The following is a 17,352-nucleotide window of genomic DNA, read 5'->3' on the forward strand; positions in this document are numbered from 1 at the left end:
GAAAACTGTCCGATTTTTTTTCACCTTTGTGACCAATATGAATTACCCATTGAATAATATACCCGAACGACCTGTAAAACCTAGGAACAAAGGAATTACGATGGTTATGGATAAAGGGCTAAGCTTAAGACAAACAGAAGATTTTATAGACGTTGCCGGAATACATTCTGATATTGTAAAGTTAGGCTGGGCTACATCTTTTGTAACTCCAAATCTGAAAGAGAAATTGGCTATTTATAAATCGGCAGGTATTCCTACCTATTTTGGCGGTACTCTTTTCGAAGCATTCATTATTAGAAATCAGTTCGATGATTACTGTCGTGTCTTGGAAAAGTTCGATATGGAGTATGTAGAAGTTTCTGACGGTTCAATTACTATTGAGCATGATTTAAAGTGTGAGTTTATCCAAAAGTTATCTAAGCAGGTTACTGTAATCTCTGAAGTAGGATCTAAAGATGCGGCCAAAATATTTGCGCCTTATAAATGGATCAAGCTAATGCAGGCAGAAATTGAGGCTGGATCATGGAAGGTAATAGCTGAAGCCAGAGAGGGTGGTAATGTGGGTATTTACAGAGGGTCTGGAGAAGTTAGAGAGGGATTAGTTGATGAAATCCTTACGCAGATTCCTGAAGAAACTATAATTTGGGAAGCTCCTCAAAAGGAACAGCAGGTATGGTTTATTAAACTTCTAGGCTCAAATGTAAATCTTGGTAACATAGCGCCAGCGGAAGTTATACCGTTGGAAACTATCCGTTTAGGATTAAGGGGTGATACTTTTGATCATTTTTTGGATTTAGCGAAGTTGTAATTTAATAAGTATCACTCTATAATTATAACTTGCTAGAATGAGAAAATTTGGGTTAATCGGGTTTCCGTTATCACATTCCTTTTCAAAAAAATTCTTCACCGAGAAATTTTTAAATGAACATATTCCTGATTGCGAGTATGATCTTTTTCCAATAGAAAGCATTGATCTTTTACCCGAGCTTATTTCTCAAAATGTAGGGTTAGAAGGACTAAATGTAACTATCCCCTATAAACTGGCTGTACTTCCTTTTTTAAATGAGGTGGATGAAGCAGCAGATCAAATAGGAGCAGTGAATTGTATTGCTATCCAAAGTGAAAATGGAAAGAAATTGCTGAAAGGATACAATACTGATGCTTATGGCTTTGAAGAGTCTTTAAAGCCGATGCTTAATGAACAACATAAAAAGGCGCTTATTTTTGGAGATGGGGGAGCAGCTAAAGCTGTGAAGTATGTTTTAGATAAACTAAACATGCCTTTTATTGTCGTTACAAGAACACCAACTTCTAATAGTATTCTTTATGAGGCTGTAACTCCTGAACTGCTTCAGGAATATACAGTTTTGATCAATACTACACCGTTGGGGATGTCTCCTAATATTGAATCTTGTCCAGATATTCCTTACGAAGTACTGACTGAAGGGCATTTAGCTTATGATTTAGTTTACAATCCTGAAGAGACAACATTTCTAGGGAAATCAAAGGCTCAAGGAGCCAGTATAAAAAATGGGCTTGAAATGCTTTACCTTCAAGCAGAGCGATCCTGGTATATTTGGAATACATAGATGAAAAAGCACAACTTTTTTTTTCTTTTTATGTTAATAATCTTGCTTTCTGCATGTACCGGGAATAATTATTCTCCTAAGCCAAGAGGGTTCTTTAATATAGAAATGCCGAAAAAAGTGTACAAAACATTTAATAACGGATGCGCCTTTTCATTTGATTATCCGGTTTATGCAGAGATGGTAAAGGACAATAGTAAGGATACAAGGCCTTGCTGGTACAATCTTGCTTTCACTCAGTTTAATGGCAGGTTGCATCTCACGTATTACGATGTATCTTCAAAGAAAGAATATGAGGGCTTGGTTGAGGATGCAAGAACTTTTGCATTTAAGCATACTGTAAAGGCTAACTCAATAGATCAGAAGCTTATTAATTACCCTGGCAAGAAGGTTTATGGTGTCTATTATGCAATAGAGGGGAATACGGCATCTTCCGTTCAGTTCTTCTTAACAGATAGTACTAAACACTATTTTAGGGGAGCTTTATATTTTAATGAGCGACCGCAGTACGATTCTATACAGCCTGTCGTTTCCTTTATTAAAAAGGATATTGATAGAATGATTAGTACATTTAAGTGGATAAATTAAGACCACATAAGGAATTTTAAAATGATCAGTATACAAAGATTTACTTTTAATCCGGTAAGGGAAAATACCTATGTTTTATATGATGAAACAGGTGAATGTGTCATAATAGATCCTGGAATGTATGATGGGGAAGAGCAAAATGTTCTTGCTAAATTTATTAAAGAAGAGAACCTTAAGCCAGTACTCTTATTAAATACACATTGCCATTATGACCATGTTTTCGGGAATAAGTTTGTTTATGACAACTGGGGCCTAAAACCGCAATTCCATAAGGGAGAATTATATGTATTGCAGGCGATACCTGGGTATGTACCTCAAATGGGATTACATTATGAACTTTCTCCTGAGCCAGAGGTTTTTTTATCGGAAACAGGTAAGGTTAAGTTTGGTAATAGTGAACTTGATTTGATTTTTGCTCCAGGACATTCACCAGCGCATTTATGTTTTTATGCTGCAGCTGATAATTTTCTTATTGGAGGTGACGTATTGTTTTACTCTAGTATAGGCCGTACTGACCTTCCCGGAGGAAATCATATGCAATTGATTAATAGTATCAAAAATAACTTGTTTATATTGCCTGATGATTGCGAAGTTTTTCCTGGGCACGGACAACCGACAACAATTGGTTTCGAGAAAAAACACAATCCTTTTTTACAATAATTCTGATTAATAAATAATTGAATACACCCTTCTACATAGCTCGTAGGTATCTTTTTGCGAAAAAGTCTACCAATGCTATAAACATCATTTCCACAATTTCAGTGGTTGGCGTTTTTGTAGGAAGTGCTGCGTTAATTATCATATTGTCGGTATTTAATGGTTTTGAGGAGGTTGTATTAAAAATGTTTAATACAATAACTCCGCAAGTGGTTATTTCGCCTGTCCATGGTAAAACATTTGAACCAAATACAGCCTATTTCAACGAATTAAAGAAGAATAAGAACATTTATTCTTATAGTGAGGTGCTTTCAGAAAATGCTTTGCTAAGATATAATGATAAGCAATCTGTAGGTTTAATAAAGGGTGTTAGTGCAGACTACCTGAAAAATAAAAGCTTGGATAGTATCACCATCGAGGGCAAGTTTTTACTTGAAAATAGTGGGGGTAATTATGCAGTAATCGGATCAGCAATTCAAACTTACCTGATGGTGAATACCACAGATCCATTTAATCCACTTCAAATATTCTCCCCGAAAAAAGGAAATAAAACTAGTTCCATTAATCCGGCTGATGATTTTACGGTATTATCAATTCCTGTATCAGGGGTTTTTGAGGTGCAACAGGATTTTGATAATGTTGCCATCGTTCCCTTAAAATTTGCAAGAGAACTATTAGGTGAGCCAAAAAAAATCACCTCTATTGAGATAAACTTAAAGCCGGGAATTGACGCAGATGCATTTAAGCTAGACGTAGAAAAAAGTCTTGGAAAAGACTTTGAAGTAAAAGATAGGATACAGCAAAATAAAGTGCTTTATAATATCCTTGGTAGTGAAAAATGGGCCGTTTATATTATTCTTACTTTTATTTTAATTATCGCTATCTTTAATATAATTGGCTCTTTAACCATGTTGGTAATTGATAAGTTAAAAGATATAGCAGTATTGAGTAGCTTAGGTGCGGGTAAAAAATTAATTAAGCGAATATTTCTATTTGAAGGAATGATGATCACCATGACGGGCTGCATTGTTGGTCTGGTTGTCGGATTTCTCTTCTGTTTATTACAACAAAAAGTCGGACTTGTTAAAATGTCACAGGATAATTTGGTGATTACCAATGCTTATCCTGTAGCCTTTAAATGGAAAGATTTTGTGTTGGTATTTTTAACTGTAAGTGTGTTTTCTTTTGTGGCATCAGCTTTGTCATCTAACTTAAGTGTTAAGAAGATAAACCATTTAAATCAAGATCTCTAATCATATGAATCTATTCAAGAATTCAGTAGTTTTATTAGTGTTGTTTACAGGGGTAATTTTGGCCTGTAATAGGAAAGATGTAGAAGAGACAGCTGGAACTACAAGAGTAGTAAAGGGATTGTATAGCTATGGGCCAGAAATAAAATCTTTTACCGATTGTGATGAGGGTAGAGAGTATTGGGTTGCAGATAGTGCAAAAACATTGGAGCTTGCTTACAGCAACTTCAATTTTGAAAAGCCTTATGAACCGGTTTATATCGAAGTAGAATGCCATTTAATTAAATCTGACAGCCTAATTGTCTCTGCAGATTTTGACTCAACTATGGTGGTTACAAAAGTCCTTAAAATAACTAAAGATATTCCTGATGGGCCTTGTAATTAGGAGACTTTATGCGGGATTAAATACAAATCATGCTCAATTGGCTGAATTAATCTTTTTTCAATAGCGAGTTTAAATAATACATCTATAGCTTTTCTTCCATCAGAACCTAGGTCAATAGAATACTTATTTACATATAACTCAATGTGCTTGTACATCACTTCCTCACTCATTTCCTGAGCATGTTGTTTAATGAAGTCGATACCTGATTTTGGGTTTGCAAAAGCAAATTCAACCGATTTTCGAATTAATCTGTTCACTTTTTCCTGAACTTCTCTATCAAGATTCCTATTGATTACAATCCCTCCTAAAGGGATAGCACAACCTGTTAGTTGTTCCCAGTAGCTTCCAAGATCAACAATTTTATAGAGTCCTTTTTCTGAATAAGTGAAACGATTCTCATGAATAATGAGGCCGACATCGATTTTGTCATTTAGTAAAGCAGACTCGATTTCAGAGAAAATCATTTCCTGTTTATCTACTAATTGGGGAAAGGCAATACCCAATAGAAAATTTGCTGTAGTGTACTTGCCCGGGATGCCAACTTTAAGATCTGCAGTTAATTCTTTGGGGTTATGAATGAGACGCTCATTTTTGCAGATGAGCAGGGGGCCTACGCCAAAACCGAGGGCGCTTCCTGCATCTAATAATGCATATTGTTTATGCACATGAGCAAAGGCGTGAAAACTAAGCTTAGTAATGTCTAATTCTCTTCTCAATGCCTTTTGATTTAACGTCTCAACGTCATCAAAAAAAACTTCAAAATCTAAACCTTCAGTATCAATTTTATGGTGGATAAGTGCGTCAAAGATAAAGGTATCATTTGGGCAGGGAGAAAAGCCAAGACTAAGTTTCATGGCATAAAGATAAGTAGTATGAAAAGCTGAATAGTTATGTGTTTGTCAAAAATCCAATTGTCCATTCATTTAGGTTTTTTATGGCGAGACCTATATCCCAGGCAGCTCTATTTCTAGGTTCAACATAATTGGAGATGCTGCGGATTTGGAGGCATGGGATACTTGCTTTTTCGCAACTATATAATACTGCTGCCCCCTCCATACTTTCAGTAATGGGATTTAGGCGAGCTGTAATGGCTGAAATACTTGTTTCATTCCCGTGTACACAATTAACAGTTATTCCCTTAACCTTTTTTAGTTTTGTTACGGACTCGCTAAGTAGGTTGTTGTAGGCAGAGTAGTTACTTTTACCAAAACCCAGTTCATCAATAGTGATGAAATCTTCTTTATTTTCAGCGCCAAGCTCTGCAAACTCATCTTCAGTTATATTTAAAACAGAACCCAAGGGGATTGAACGGTCAAAGCAGCCGGCGATTCCCAAATTTAAAACGAGATTATATTTTGTTGATAGATGTTGACCTAAAGCAAATGCCGTTGCTGTCATACCTACACCCGTAATTAGAATGTCAAATTCAGGAGTTTGAATAAAATCTTTTTCAGGGAGCTTAAAATGCTCGCTTAATAAATGGATTTCAGGCCTTGTAGCGGCCACTAGCAGAATCTTCATAAACATCTAAGTTAGTGTTAAACCTTTCTACTTTAAGCTTTCTGCGTATATTTGTTTGTTAATTACAAACAATAACCTTCTATAATGATATATATCACAAGAAAAGCATCATTTAACGCAGCTCATAAACTTTCAAGGCCAGACTGGACTGAAGATAAAAATACGGAAGTTTATGGAAAATGTGCTAATCCAAACTGGCATGGACATAATTATCAGCTGTATGTAACTGTTAAGGGAGAGATTAATCCTGAAACTGGATTTTTGGTAGACTTAAAATGGTTAAAGGATATTACAAATATCCACGTAGTTGATAAGATTGACCATAAGAACTTGAATCTGGATGTTGATTTCATGAAAGGTAAGCTTGCCTCAACAGAAAATTTGGCTATAGCAATATGGAATGAACTATATACGCTTATAGCTGAATCAGGAGCTCAACTACATTGCATAAAAATTTACGAAACTGAGAACAACTTTGTCGAATATTTCGGCTAATAATCACAGATATGAATCATACAGATCATTTAGATGAGACAGAGGACGGGTACATAAAAATTGACCGTTATAACGAAGGGAAAATTGCCTCAGTAGCTAATCACTATAGAGATATATTAGGTCAATTGGGAGAGAACCCCGAGCGTGAAGGGTTGATTAAAACTCCAGAACGTGTGGCTAAAGCTTTACAATATTTAACACATGGCTACGACCTTAATCCTGCAGAGATATTAAAAGGAGCTATGTTTAAAGAAGACTATAGCCAAATGGTTGTGGTTAAAGATATAGAGGTCTTTTCTATGTGCGAGCATCATATGCTTCCGTTTTTCGGGAAAGCACACGTTGCGTACATTCCTAATGGACATATTGTTGGCTTAAGTAAAATACCTCGTATTGTTGATGCTTTTGCAAGGAGACTACAGGTTCAGGAACGTTTAACGAACGAAATCAGAGATTGCATACAGGAAACCCTTCAGCCGGCAGGAGTTGCCGTTGTAATAGAGTGTAAACATTTATGTATGGCAATGAGAGGGATACAAAAACAAAATTCAGTTACTACAACATCCGCATTTACAGGAGAATTCGCAAAAGATAAAACAAGGGCTGAATTTTTGAGATTAATAACAGCCAATTTACATTAAAAAAGACTAAAACATTTATGAAAGCATATGTATTTCCGGGTCAAGGTGCCCAATTTTCGGGTATGGGAAAAGAACTATACGAAAATGAGCAGGCCAAAGCCTTGTTCGAAAGAGCAAATGAAATTATAGGATTCCGTATCAGTGATATCATGTTCTCCGGTTCAGATGAAGAACTTAAGGAAACTAAGGTAACCCAGCCCGCAATATTTTTGCATTCTGTTATTCTAGCAAAAACCTTGGGAGAAGCATTTAGACCTGATATGGTTGCAGGACACTCATTGGGAGAGTTTTCAGCGCTTGTTGCAGCATCAGCATTGTCTTTTGAGGATGGTTTGAAATTAGTTATTGCCCGTGCAAATGCAATGCAAAAGGCATGTGAACTTCAGCCATCAACTATGGCCGCAATACTTGGTTTAGCTGATGAAGTAGTTGAAAATATTTGTAATGGTATTGATGAGGTAGTAGTAGCTGCAAACTATAACTGCCCTGGTCAGATTGTTATATCAGGAAGTATAGAAGGGGTTGATATTGCATGCCAGAAACTAACAGAAGCGGGTGCAAAACGTGCATTAAAACTTAATGTAGGTGGTGCATTTCACTCTCCATTAATGGAGCCAGCAAGAATAGAGCTACAGGAAGCTATTGAAAATGTGACGATATTACCTCCGGTGTGTCCTATTTATCAGAATGTAGACCCTTCTCCAAATACTGACCCTCAAAAAATTAAAACAAATTTAATTATCCAATTAACGGGTGCGGTGAAGTGGACACAGACCATAGAGCGTATGATTGCTGATGGAGCAACTGAATTTGTTGAAGTTGGCCCGGGAAATGTATTACAAGGACTGGTAAAGAAGGTCAACAGAGCAATACCAACAAGTTCAGCAACTACAGTCTAAGCCTGGTAATAATACCTTTATTAAAATAACTTTTAAGTGTGAGTATCGGAGGTAAAATCAGATTTCTTTTATTGATATTGGGCGTTTGCTGTATTGTTACGGCACTATCGCTAAAGCATTCAATAACAAAAAAGGAATTATTAACCTACGAGGCAGGTAAACTTCAAAAGAGCCTCACTGTAAACGAACGCATTGTTAATGATTTTTTAGATGATGCTGCTCAGGTTGAAAAGGCCAAGCAGTATCACCTAAATGATCAATATGGCTTAAATTTCATCAATAAATATCGTGATAAGGGTATCAACATCCTTACCTATCAAGATAATAAGCTCAAGTTTTGGAGTTACAACAGGTTAACCCTTGCTGACCCTGAGACGGTTAGGGAAGGTTCTTCTTTTACTCAATTTGCTAATGGGTGGTTTGAGGTTGTAAAGAAAACCACTGGTAATTATACCCTTATATTTCTTATAGAGGTTAAAAATCAATTCAATATTCAGAATCAATATCTTGAGAACGATTTTTCAAGCTACCTGTCCAATAACAATTCCCTTGCTCTGGCCACTTTTATCGACCCTGAGGTACAGGGAATAAGAAATCTTGATGGGACAATTATTTTTGAAGTAAAACTTAAACCCACCTATTCAAGAAGTGTTTATGGCACAATAGAACTTTGGCTATGGCTGATAGGACTTTTTAGCTTCTGTTTGTTTTTTAATTCGTTTTGCGGTTGGCTGGCCAAAAGAGGCAATTTAGTGCCAGCAACGGTTCTCATCCTGCTTTTCTTTATCACTATTAGAGTTACTGACTTAGAGTACGGGTGGTTTAACAAACAGTTTAATCTGCCTATTTTTAGCCCTAAAATATACGCAGAAAGCTTTTTTCTTCCTTCCCTTGGAGATTTTTTGCTTAACGTAATAGCTATAACATGGGTTGTACTATTTGTTTTTACCTATAATGACAAGTATAAACTTCCTGAATGGCTAACACGTAGTAAACTAGGTGGATTATCTTTCCATTTTATATTACTTGTTATTTTTGGAGCGTTAGCGTTTTTATTCGATGAGGTATTCCTTGGTCTTATCCTCAACTCAAAGATAAATTTTGATATCACCAACATCATAAATCTTGACGGGATAAGTTGGGTTAGTATTATTATATTATGCCTTGTCTGGTTTAATATTTATCTGGTTGCAAATATATTTATGCAGCAAACACTGCAGTTAAATGTTACCAATCGGGAAAGAGCCATATTGTTTTTAGCCGCTTTTTTTGCTTGTCTTATTTATAAATTGGGGACGGGCTTTAGTATCTTTTTCATAGCGTATGCGCTATTTATTTTTATTATGGCCTGGAATTTTTATGTCAGGAATAATAGATTTTCAATACGAGTTTTTGCCTTATTGTTCTTTTGCCTTGCTTTTATATCATCAATTAAATACCTAAGGTTTATTGATGAAAAGGAGCATGAGAACAGATTTGCAATCGCGCAGAAACTAATATCTTCAGACGATTTTACAGTTGTAAGTACTATAGAGAATTTAGAAAGAACTATTCTGTCAAATAAGGAGGTTTTAAGCTATTTTAAAGATCCCGTTTTTAATAGTCCAATAGAGCTAAAGAAAAGCATTGAAACGGATTATATTGAGCGTTACTTGCCTAGATTTGAGTATAATCTATACGAGTACAATCACCTCGACTCATCAGAAACAGGAATACAGACAATACCGCTTAGTTATTTTAAGAAGCTTGTAAAAGCTGGTTCCGTAAAAGTCCCGGAGTCAAATTACTTTTACCGACTAAATGATACATTCGGATATCAAAACTATTTTGGGATCATTCCAGTTTATGAGGAGAATCAAATACTTGGTACCCTGGTGATCGAGTTGAAATCCCAACCTTACAATTATAAAGGTCAGTTGCCCGAAATTCTGATAGATCGCTCTATTAAAAGTGATGATAATTATAGTAGTTATTCAATCGCTCTTTATAAGGACGGAAGGTTAGAAGGGCAGTCAGGTAAGTATACTTATAAACTCTCTAGTGATGGGTTTGTAACACGAAACAATAGCGTAAGTTTTTTTAAGGATAGCCTAAATTATTCCCATCTGATTTATTACCCCACACCTTCAAAATTAATTGTGATCAGTAAGGAGGATGTGTCATTTATTATACAGTTAGCTACATTATCGTTCTTCTTCCTTGTGTTTATCCTGTTTTCAATAACATTATATACATTGATCTGGCTGTTAAAGAATATTGACGAAAGCTGGAGTGGCTGGTTTAATATTAACCGCTCATTAATGATTAATGCAAATAAGATTTTATATAAAACAAGGATTCAATTCTCTATTGTTTTATCTGTAGTGGCTACATTATTAATTGTGGGATGGACAACTTATTTCTATATCCGGGATGAATACAGAAGACAGCAACAGGATTTCATTAAGGAAAAGGTCCGAAAAGTTCAACAATCTTATGAAAAGCTAATTTTCGCTACAGGTTTGCCAGCACCAACAGATAAAGCAATTAACGACTTTAATCAGTTTGCAGATATAAATGCTACTTACTTAAACCTATTTGATGCCAATGGTGCGTTGATATTTACCTCAATACCCAAAATATACGATCTGGGGATCATAAGCCGGCGAATGGCTTCAAAGGCCTTTCTCCATTTAAATCAGCTGCAGGGGTCAGATTTTATTAATCCCGCCGAAAGGATTGGCAATTTTACCTACTCTTCGGCATACGCACCTATCAGAAATGCTCAGAATCAAACCGTCGCATATATTGGTGTTCCTTATTATGCAAATGAAGCAGATTACCAAACTAGAATTGGGGTATTCATAAATACATTGATTAATATATATGCGCTTGTTTTTGTGGCCATAGGGATTCTTGCGGTCTTCCTGGCTAATCAAATTACGAGTCCATTAACATTTATTCAGGATAGCATTAAAAAGACCAAATTAGGGCAAAAGAATCAACCTATTGTTTGGTCGCGTCATGATGAGATTGGATCATTGATAAAAGAATATAATAAAATGATCGCAGCGCTTGAAGAAAGTGCGGTTAAGCTTGCTCGTTCTGAACGGGAGAGCGCCTGGCGAGAAATGGCAAAGCAAGTTGCGCATGAGATCAAGAACCCTCTTACTCCATTAAAACTGGGTGTACAGCTTCTAGAGAAATCATGGAAAGAAAACGATCCTAATTTTCAAAAGAAATTTGAAAGGTTTAGCAAATCATTTATTGAGCAGATAGATAGCTTATCTACTATCGCATCAGAGTTCTCTAATTTTGCTAAAATGCCGGATACCAAATTGGAGAAACTTCAATTATTGCCTATCATTGGACAAGCGCGAGATGTATTTAGGAATACTCAAAATGTAGAGATTTATATCTTTAACAATACAAATACTGATGTAGTTGTCCTTGGTGATAAAGATCAGGCGTTACGTACCTTTAATAATCTATTTAAGAATGCAATTGAAGCTGCTGACACCAACACCTTGTGTATTATAAAAATAAACATCTCGAATAATCAGGAACGTGTATTTATAGAAGTAGAGGATAATGGGAATGGGATTGATGCCTCTTTACAGAATAAGATATTTGTTCCTAATTTTACGACTAAGTCGTCGGGGACTGGCTTGGGACTAGCATTTGTTAAACAGGCTGTTGAAAATGCAGGTGGAACTGTAGGGTTTAAATCTTTTGCTGACGTAGGGACTACTTTTTATTTGAGTTTCCCTTTATCTTAACATTATTTCTGCCCTGCCCATTGTGTAGCCATCAGCATATAGAATAATAGAGTATTCTCCTTTTATAAACTCATTTGGATTAATCCAGTCCATGTTAAAAGTTGTGTTGTCATCATTGTATGAAATCGAAGTAGATGAGCTGAACTGCATCTCTTGTCCGTCAGCCTCAAACATATTGTTCTCATTTGCAATAAGATTTCCTGCCGGATCAAACACCCTAAGGTATATTTTATGGTAATCTTTTTGAGCAAGTTCATTTTGAGCAATATCAAATTTTACACTTAATTTCTTTGCTGAACTGGCTCTTGTTACCTCAATATTTTTACCGCTGCTTTTTACCTTGTAGGCTGTAATATGTACGTTTGCTGCTTTTAGAGCTGCTCCAGTCTTCACTTTTTCCCTTAATTCCAGATTTCTCTTTTCAAGTTCACTAGCCCTTTCACTGGCGAAATTTGCAGAAGCCTTTAGGCTATCTCTTTCATTCTTAAGAAGTGAATTTTCCTTTTTCAAACGAAGAATGTCATCGTTATAGGTTTTCATGAACTCACGAAGATCACGGACTTCTTTTTGAGCTGCAATAAGTTCCGTTTGTGTAAGCACACCCTTTTGAAGTGCAGCCTTAAGCTCAGCTATCTTTCCACGGGCAAGTTCCTGTTCCTTAAGTAATTTCTCACTTAAAGTAAGATTTAAAGCATTTACTTTATCAAGTTCAACCTCAATTTTCTCAACTTCCAGTTTAAGACGATCTTTCTCTGTGCTAACAGTAGCGAAACGTTCATTTTCCTTTTTGTCTTTAATAAAAAGGTAGGCGTTGGTACCTAACAATGCAATTATAACAACAACTAAAAAGTAGATTTTATTGCGGTCGCCTTTATTTACTGGATCACTCTTGTCTGACATTACTTCAATTCTTAACTAAATTAGGTTGAGGCGCGAACATAAATAAAAATATAACAAATGGTAAAAAAAACATTCTATTTGTATGAGACTTTAAAAAAAATCGTTTACTTGCTAGGATTAGGGAACTGAACTGTATTCTGAACACAACAAATGAAACTAAATTTTATATTATTACAAATTAGAAAGGATGTTTAAACTCACTTTTTATGCACTATTATTCATCATAGTACAACCAATATCTCTTTTTTCGCAAGACACAACAAAAATTGCTCCAAAAAGAGAGTTTAGAGGGGTTTGGGTAGCAACGGTTGCTAATATAGACTGGCCATCAAAACCTGGATTAAGTGTAGATCAGCAAAAACAAGAGCTGATTGGCATCTTAGAACAGCACAAAAGAAATGGTTTAAATGCTATAATGTTACAGGTTAGGCCTACGGCCGATGCCTTTTATGCAAGCCCAAGAGAGCCTTGGAGTCAATGGCTCATGGGGAAGCAGGGTGTTGCACCAAGCCCTGGCTATGATCCATTAGCTTTTGCAATTAAAGAAGCCCATTCAAGAGGAATTGAGCTTCATGCATGGTTTAATCCTTACCGAGCTACAATGAGCCCTAATACGGTGACTCATGAAAGCCATATGACCAGAAAACGTCCGGATCTTTTCTTTACCTATGCCGGCAAGAAACAATTCGATCCCGGAATACCTGAGGTTAGAGAGTACATAGTACAGGTTATTCTCGATGTAGTAAAGGGATATGATGTGGATGGAATTCATTTCGATGATTATTTTTACCCATATAAAGTAGAAGGCCAGCGGATAAATGATGGAGCAACATTTAGTAAATACGCTAACGGATTTACAGATATAAATGATTGGAGAAGAAATAACGTTGATGTACTTATCAAACAATTAAACGATAGCATTCATTACTATAAAAAGTACGTGAAATTTGGAGTTAGTCCATTCGGAATCTGGAGAAACAAATCCGAAGATACATTGGGTTCTGCTACCAGCGGATTGTCTAATTATGCTGAACTTTTTGCCGACTCTAGAAAGTGGGTTAAGGAAGGCTGGGTAGATTATATCAACCCTCAGATATACTTTAGCTTTACCCGCAGAGTTGCACCATTTGCAACATTAGTCGATTGGTGGAGTAATAATACATATGGCAGACACCTTTACATAGGACAAGCTGCTTATCTGATGAACCAAAAAATGGAAGCGGCGTGGCGATTCCCTAAGCAGATGCCTGATCAGATCAGATATATCAGAAAAAATAACCGTGTGCAGGGTAGCGTATATTTTAGCTCAAAATCATTCTCTACAGTAGCTCGTGCATTTGGCGATTCCTTAAGGAATGATTTTTATAAGTATCCGGCACTTCCACCTCAAATGCCGTGGCTTGACGATGTGGTGCCTAATCAGCCGGAACTGCTTACAGCAGATGCGATGCATGATGGAGTACATTTAAAATGGGAAAAGCCACTTAAAGCCGAAGATGGAGAAACGGCTTCTGGATATGTAATTTACCGTTTTGAAGAAGGGGAGAAGATTGGCATATTAAACGCCAAAAATATTCTAAAAATAAGTTTTGAAGAATATACCTCTTACATAGATACTGATGTAGAAAGCGGTAAAAGGTACAATTACCTGGTTACATCGCTAGATAGGCTAAAGAATGAAAGTGAGCCTAGTGGGCCAGTTGGAATACAAGCAAGGGAAACTCTGGCACCAAATTAAGAATCTTTAAAAACAAAAAAGAGGCTACTTTAGTAGCCTCTTTTTTTATGTTACTCGTTCTACTTCTGTTGAGGCAACAAAACTAAACGTATAAAATTATCATCATTTAAGTATTTCTGAGCGGTTGCTTTTGTGCTTTCAATTGTAACTGCATCCATTCTTTGTCTTTCACTTAACACCTGGTCAAGTGTTTCTTCATTTTTTAAGCGACTGCTTAGATAGCCTAACCAATAATTGTTATTGCGTAAGTTAAGCTCCAATTGACGATGCCCTTCGGATTTAAACTTGGTGATGTCATCTGCAGAAGCACCGCTTGCTTTAATTTTGTTTACTTCATCAAGCGCCGCTGCAATCAGCTTTTCTACATTTGCAGGTGCGCAGCTAAATGAAATATTAAAGTAATAATGTCCTTCTGGATATTTTTCTAAGCTTAAGCCAACCTGCGGGCTATAAACTCCACTCTCTTTTTCGCGCAAGCGTTCTAGTATCTTTATTTCTAAAGCACCTTTTAGTGCATCTAATTGTACATTATTCTCTGCGTTAAAAGTATAATCGCCATGGATGTAGAGCTCTACAGCAGCTTTGTCTTCTAATCCTTTGTAAACGGTTTTGCTGATTTTTCCTTTAGGAGCTCTAATACCACGATCAACAAAGTTTTGTTTTTTATTCAATGTCGGTAAGCTGGCAATGTATGTTTCGATAAGCGGCTTGATAGCATTAATATCAAATGCACCTACAATTACAAAGGTTTGCTCACTTGCATCAGCAAAGCGATCCTTGTAAAAATCAAAAGCCTTATCAATAGAAACTTTATCCAGGTCCTCTAAGTTGGTTGGCATTGCACGTTTGTTGTACGATGATAATACAGCCTGAACGGTATCACTAAAAACACTATTTGGATTCGCATTTTTGTTCCCTAAAACTACTTTATAATCAGAGATGTTCTTGTTAAATATCTCCACGTCTTTTCTTGGGGCAGTTGCGTAGGCATAAACCATTTGAAAAGCTGTTTCTATATCTTTTGGTGATGAACTTCCGCTGAAACCTTGATAAAGGTCATCAACATAAGCACCGGCTCTACCGGTGTTTCCTGCAAGTAACTTAGATAATTGTGTAGGATTAAACTCACCAACTCCACTTTGGGCAATCAAACTAACCATCTGTGCCGATTCAAGGTCGTTGTCATCCGCTAGAGATATACCGCCTTTGGAGAATGAACTGAAGATAACCTGATCGTTTTTAAAATCTGTTGGCTTTAACAGCACCTTAATTCCATTGTTTAAGGTCAATTCGGTAACACCTACGGCATCAATCTTCTTTTCGCTTACAATCTTGCCAGTTGTTGGTTTTTTCTCCAATAGAGGTTTATTTAACGAGTTGTCTACATAAGCTGTAACACCTGAGCCTGCATTTTTTACGGCTGCAATTAATTGCGCTTCTGTAGGAAGAATTGCTTTATCCTTTTCCGGAGCCTGTACAATGATAATTTGATTCTCTTTCGGTGTAAGTGTTTTTACCAGAGCATTTATCTCAGCAAGCGTAATGCTGGCAATTGCTTTTTGGGTTTCTGCATAGGTAAAGTCAATTGAAGGAATCACACTTCCTTTAAGGAAGTTATTCAGGTATTGCTGCACAAAGCTTGCAGAAGCTGTTTTGTCTTTTTCTTTATATTGCTTTTCATTGCCTGCAAGAATGTTTTTCTTGGCAACATCTAATTCTGATTGAAGAAAGCCAAATTTGCTCATCCTTTCATTTTCAGCAAGAGCTCCAGCAAAGGCCTTTTCAAGCTGGTCCCCCGATTTCGAAGCGACTACAGTTTGGAAAGCATTTATTCCTGAAACTAAACCACCTTGATAGGGTCCAAATGAGCTTTGTCCAAATATAAAGGGCGCGTTCTCTTTTTGCAGAATCTCTTCAAATCTTGCACCTAGCATACTGTTTACCATCGAGTACATAAGTCTCTTTTTAAAGCCAGCAGTGGTTTTGGTAGGGGTCCCACGTAATTTATACATCACAATAGCTACATCATATGGTTGTTCAGGGTCAGTAATTACTTTAACAAGTGGTTCTTTGTTGTCCGGTAAATCATAACTTAAACGAGGACGAGGGTTTGCGGGGTTGGTCAGATCAGAGAAATTAGCCTTAATTAACTGCTCAACTTCATTCACATCAAAATCTCCAACGGCTATTACAGCCTGTAAGTTAGGTCTGTACCAGTCTTTGTAGAAGCTTCTGATTCTATCATGAGGAAACGATTTTAAGATGTCAATTTTCCCAATAGGAATGCGGTTTTCATAACGAGAGCCTTTTAACAAAAGCGGAAGTAATTGCTTGCTCATTCGCTCCTGAGCATTTTTACCACGTTGACGATCTTCTTCTATGATGACGCCACGTTCTTTGTCGATCTCTTCACCCTCCATAACCACTTTTCCTGCCCAGTTAGCAAGGATTTTGAATCCGGTTTTAAACACCAAAGCACTATCCGTTGGGATAGGTAATTGATATACCGTTTGTTCAAATCCTGTATAAGCATTAAGATCAGCTCCAAAGCGAACTCCTGCTTTTTGAAGGTAATTGATGATATCATTTTTAGGAAAGTCTTTAGTCCCATTAAAAGCCATGTGCTCTGTAAAGTGAGCAAGGCCTTGCTGGTCGTCATCTTCCATTAATGAGCCAATGCGGTTCGCTAAATATAGCTCAGCTCTGTTTTTTGGTTCCGAGTTTTTTCTGATGTAGTAGGTTAAGCCATTCGCTAGCTTCCCGATTTTAACATTAGGGTCATTAGGAATTAGCGTGTCGTCGGTTTTCTTTGCAGCTGCTGAAACAGTTTTCTTTGCAGCAGTGGTTTTTTTCTGCGCAAGTACAGGAGCGTTAAATGCCACAACAGCGGCAAGCCCACATACAAGAGTGTTGATGGTTCTTTTCATGAATGTT

At 36.7% G+C, this 17,352-nt stretch carries 15 protein-coding genes; 11 read left to right on the forward strand and 4 right to left on the reverse strand.

The window, feature by feature from the left end; all coding sequences use genetic code 11:
- Positions 1–37: 37 nt before the first annotated feature.
- Genes J1905_RS11655 through J1905_RS11680 form a run of 6 tightly spaced genes read left to right on the forward strand, consistent with a single transcriptional unit; the run spans position 38 to position 4,466 of the window.
- Positions 38–808, forward strand: coding sequence for a phosphosulfolactate synthase (locus J1905_RS11655; protein ID WP_173093861.1), 771 nt, complete (start codon positions 38–40; stop codon positions 806–808).
- Positions 809–845: 37 nt separating this feature from the next.
- Complete coding sequence (locus J1905_RS11660) at positions 846–1,589, forward strand: shikimate dehydrogenase family protein (RefSeq protein WP_214227407.1); 744 nt, start codon at positions 846–848, stop codon at positions 1,587–1,589.
- Positions 1,590–2,174 carry a gliding motility lipoprotein GldD gene (gene gldD, locus J1905_RS11665; protein WP_214227408.1) on the forward strand — a complete coding sequence of 195 codons (585 nt, stop codon included), beginning with the start codon at positions 1,590–1,592 and terminating at the stop codon, positions 2,172–2,174. It begins immediately after the preceding gene.
- Between the two features lie 21 nt (positions 2,175–2,195).
- On the forward strand, positions 2,196–2,834 hold the full coding sequence (locus J1905_RS11670) for an MBL fold metallo-hydrolase (RefSeq protein WP_214227409.1): 639 nt from the start codon (positions 2,196–2,198) through the stop codon (positions 2,832–2,834).
- A gap of 17 nt (positions 2,835–2,851) precedes the next feature.
- On the forward strand, positions 2,852–4,084 hold the full coding sequence (locus tag J1905_RS11675) for an ABC transporter permease (protein WP_214227410.1): 1,233 nt from the start codon (positions 2,852–2,854) through the stop codon (positions 4,082–4,084).
- A gap of 4 nt (positions 4,085–4,088) precedes the next feature.
- Positions 4,089–4,466, forward strand: coding sequence for a hypothetical protein (locus J1905_RS11680; RefSeq protein WP_214227411.1), 378 nt, complete (start codon positions 4,089–4,091; stop codon positions 4,464–4,466).
- Here the strand turns inward: J1905_RS11680 and J1905_RS11685 are convergent.
- Positions 4,463–5,320 (reverse strand): menaquinone biosynthesis family protein, encoded by an 858-nt coding sequence (locus J1905_RS11685; RefSeq protein ID WP_214227412.1) that lies wholly within the window; start codon positions 5,318–5,320, stop codon positions 4,463–4,465. The genes J1905_RS11680 and J1905_RS11685 overlap by 4 nt on opposite strands.
- Positions 5,321–5,354: 34 nt before the next feature.
- Positions 5,355–5,987, reverse strand: a complete 633-nt coding sequence (gene mqnB, locus J1905_RS11690; RefSeq protein ID WP_214227413.1) for a futalosine hydrolase — start codon at positions 5,985–5,987, stop codon at positions 5,355–5,357.
- Positions 5,988–6,071: 84 nt separating this feature from the next.
- Between mqnB and J1905_RS11695 the strand changes: the two genes are divergently transcribed.
- The 4 genes from J1905_RS11695 to J1905_RS11710 are packed head-to-tail and all read left to right on the forward strand — an operon-like array spanning position 6,072 to position 11,780.
- A complete protein-coding gene (locus tag J1905_RS11695) occupies positions 6,072–6,482 on the forward strand; it encodes a 6-pyruvoyl trahydropterin synthase family protein (RefSeq protein WP_214227414.1) in 411 nt (136 codons plus the stop codon).
- Positions 6,483–6,493: 11 nt separating this feature from the next.
- On the forward strand, positions 6,494–7,123 hold the full coding sequence (gene folE / locus J1905_RS11700) for a GTP cyclohydrolase I FolE (RefSeq protein ID WP_214227415.1): 630 nt from the start codon (positions 6,494–6,496) through the stop codon (positions 7,121–7,123).
- A 17-nt stretch (positions 7,124–7,140) separates the two neighbouring features.
- Positions 7,141–8,022, forward strand: a complete 882-nt coding sequence (fabD, locus tag J1905_RS11705; protein ID WP_214227416.1) for an ACP S-malonyltransferase — start codon at positions 7,141–7,143, stop codon at positions 8,020–8,022.
- Positions 8,023–8,060: 38 nt separating this feature from the next.
- A complete protein-coding gene (locus tag J1905_RS11710) occupies positions 8,061–11,780 on the forward strand; it encodes a sensor histidine kinase (protein ID WP_350027979.1) in 3,720 nt (1,239 codons plus the stop codon).
- Here the strand turns inward: J1905_RS11710 and J1905_RS11715 are convergent.
- The gene (locus J1905_RS11715; RefSeq protein ID WP_214227417.1) at positions 11,772–12,680 is read right to left on the reverse strand and encodes a DUF8428 domain-containing protein; all 909 of its coding nucleotides are present in this window, start codon (positions 12,678–12,680) and stop codon (positions 11,772–11,774) included. The two genes, J1905_RS11710 and J1905_RS11715, sit on opposite strands and share 9 nt — an antisense overlap.
- A gap of 187 nt (positions 12,681–12,867) precedes the next feature.
- Between J1905_RS11715 and J1905_RS11720 the strand changes: the two genes are divergently transcribed.
- Positions 12,868–14,418 (forward strand): glycoside hydrolase family 10-like protein, encoded by a 1,551-nt coding sequence (locus tag J1905_RS11720; RefSeq protein ID WP_214227418.1) that lies wholly within the window; start codon positions 12,868–12,870, stop codon positions 14,416–14,418.
- Between the two features lie 59 nt (positions 14,419–14,477).
- Here the strand turns inward: J1905_RS11720 and J1905_RS11725 are convergent, their stop codons facing one another.
- On the reverse strand, positions 14,478–17,345 hold the full coding sequence (locus tag J1905_RS11725) for a M16 family metallopeptidase (RefSeq protein WP_214227419.1): 2,868 nt from the start codon (positions 17,343–17,345) through the stop codon (positions 14,478–14,480).
- Between the last annotated feature and the right edge of the window lie 7 nt (positions 17,346–17,352).

This window comes from Pedobacter sp. B4-66, assembly GCF_018492665.1.
Lineage (GTDB): Bacteria > Bacteroidota > Bacteroidia > Sphingobacteriales > Sphingobacteriaceae > Pedobacter.

Coding starts and splice junctions, on each gene's coding strand:
- J1905_RS11655 (WP_173093861.1), top strand. CDS start 38: ATGAATTACCCATTGAATAATATACCCGAACGACCTGTAAAACCTAGG.
- J1905_RS11660 (WP_214227407.1), top strand. CDS start 846: ATGAGAAAATTTGGGTTAATCGGGTTTCCGTTATCACATTCCTTTTCA.
- gldD (WP_214227408.1), top strand. CDS start 1,590: ATGAAAAAGCACAACTTTTTTTTTCTTTTTATGTTAATAATCTTGCTT.
- J1905_RS11670 (WP_214227409.1), top strand. CDS start 2,196: ATGATCAGTATACAAAGATTTACTTTTAATCCGGTAAGGGAAAATACC.
- J1905_RS11680 (WP_214227411.1), top strand. CDS start 4,089: ATGAATCTATTCAAGAATTCAGTAGTTTTATTAGTGTTGTTTACAGGG.
- J1905_RS11685 (WP_214227412.1), bottom strand. CDS start 5,320: ATGAAACTTAGTCTTGGCTTTTCTCCCTGCCCAAATGATACCTTTATC.
- mqnB (WP_214227413.1), bottom strand. CDS start 5,987: ATGAAGATTCTGCTAGTGGCCGCTACAAGGCCTGAAATCCATTTATTA.
- J1905_RS11695 (WP_214227414.1), top strand. CDS start 6,072: ATGATATATATCACAAGAAAAGCATCATTTAACGCAGCTCATAAACTT.
- folE (WP_214227415.1), top strand. CDS start 6,494: ATGAATCATACAGATCATTTAGATGAGACAGAGGACGGGTACATAAAA.
- fabD (WP_214227416.1), top strand. CDS start 7,141: ATGAAAGCATATGTATTTCCGGGTCAAGGTGCCCAATTTTCGGGTATG.
- J1905_RS11715 (WP_214227417.1), bottom strand. CDS start 12,680: ATGTCAGACAAGAGTGATCCAGTAAATAAAGGCGACCGCAATAAAATC.
- J1905_RS11720 (WP_214227418.1), top strand. CDS start 12,868: ATGTTTAAACTCACTTTTTATGCACTATTATTCATCATAGTACAACCA.
- J1905_RS11725 (WP_214227419.1), bottom strand. CDS start 17,345: ATGAAAAGAACCATCAACACTCTTGTATGTGGGCTTGCCGCTGTTGTG.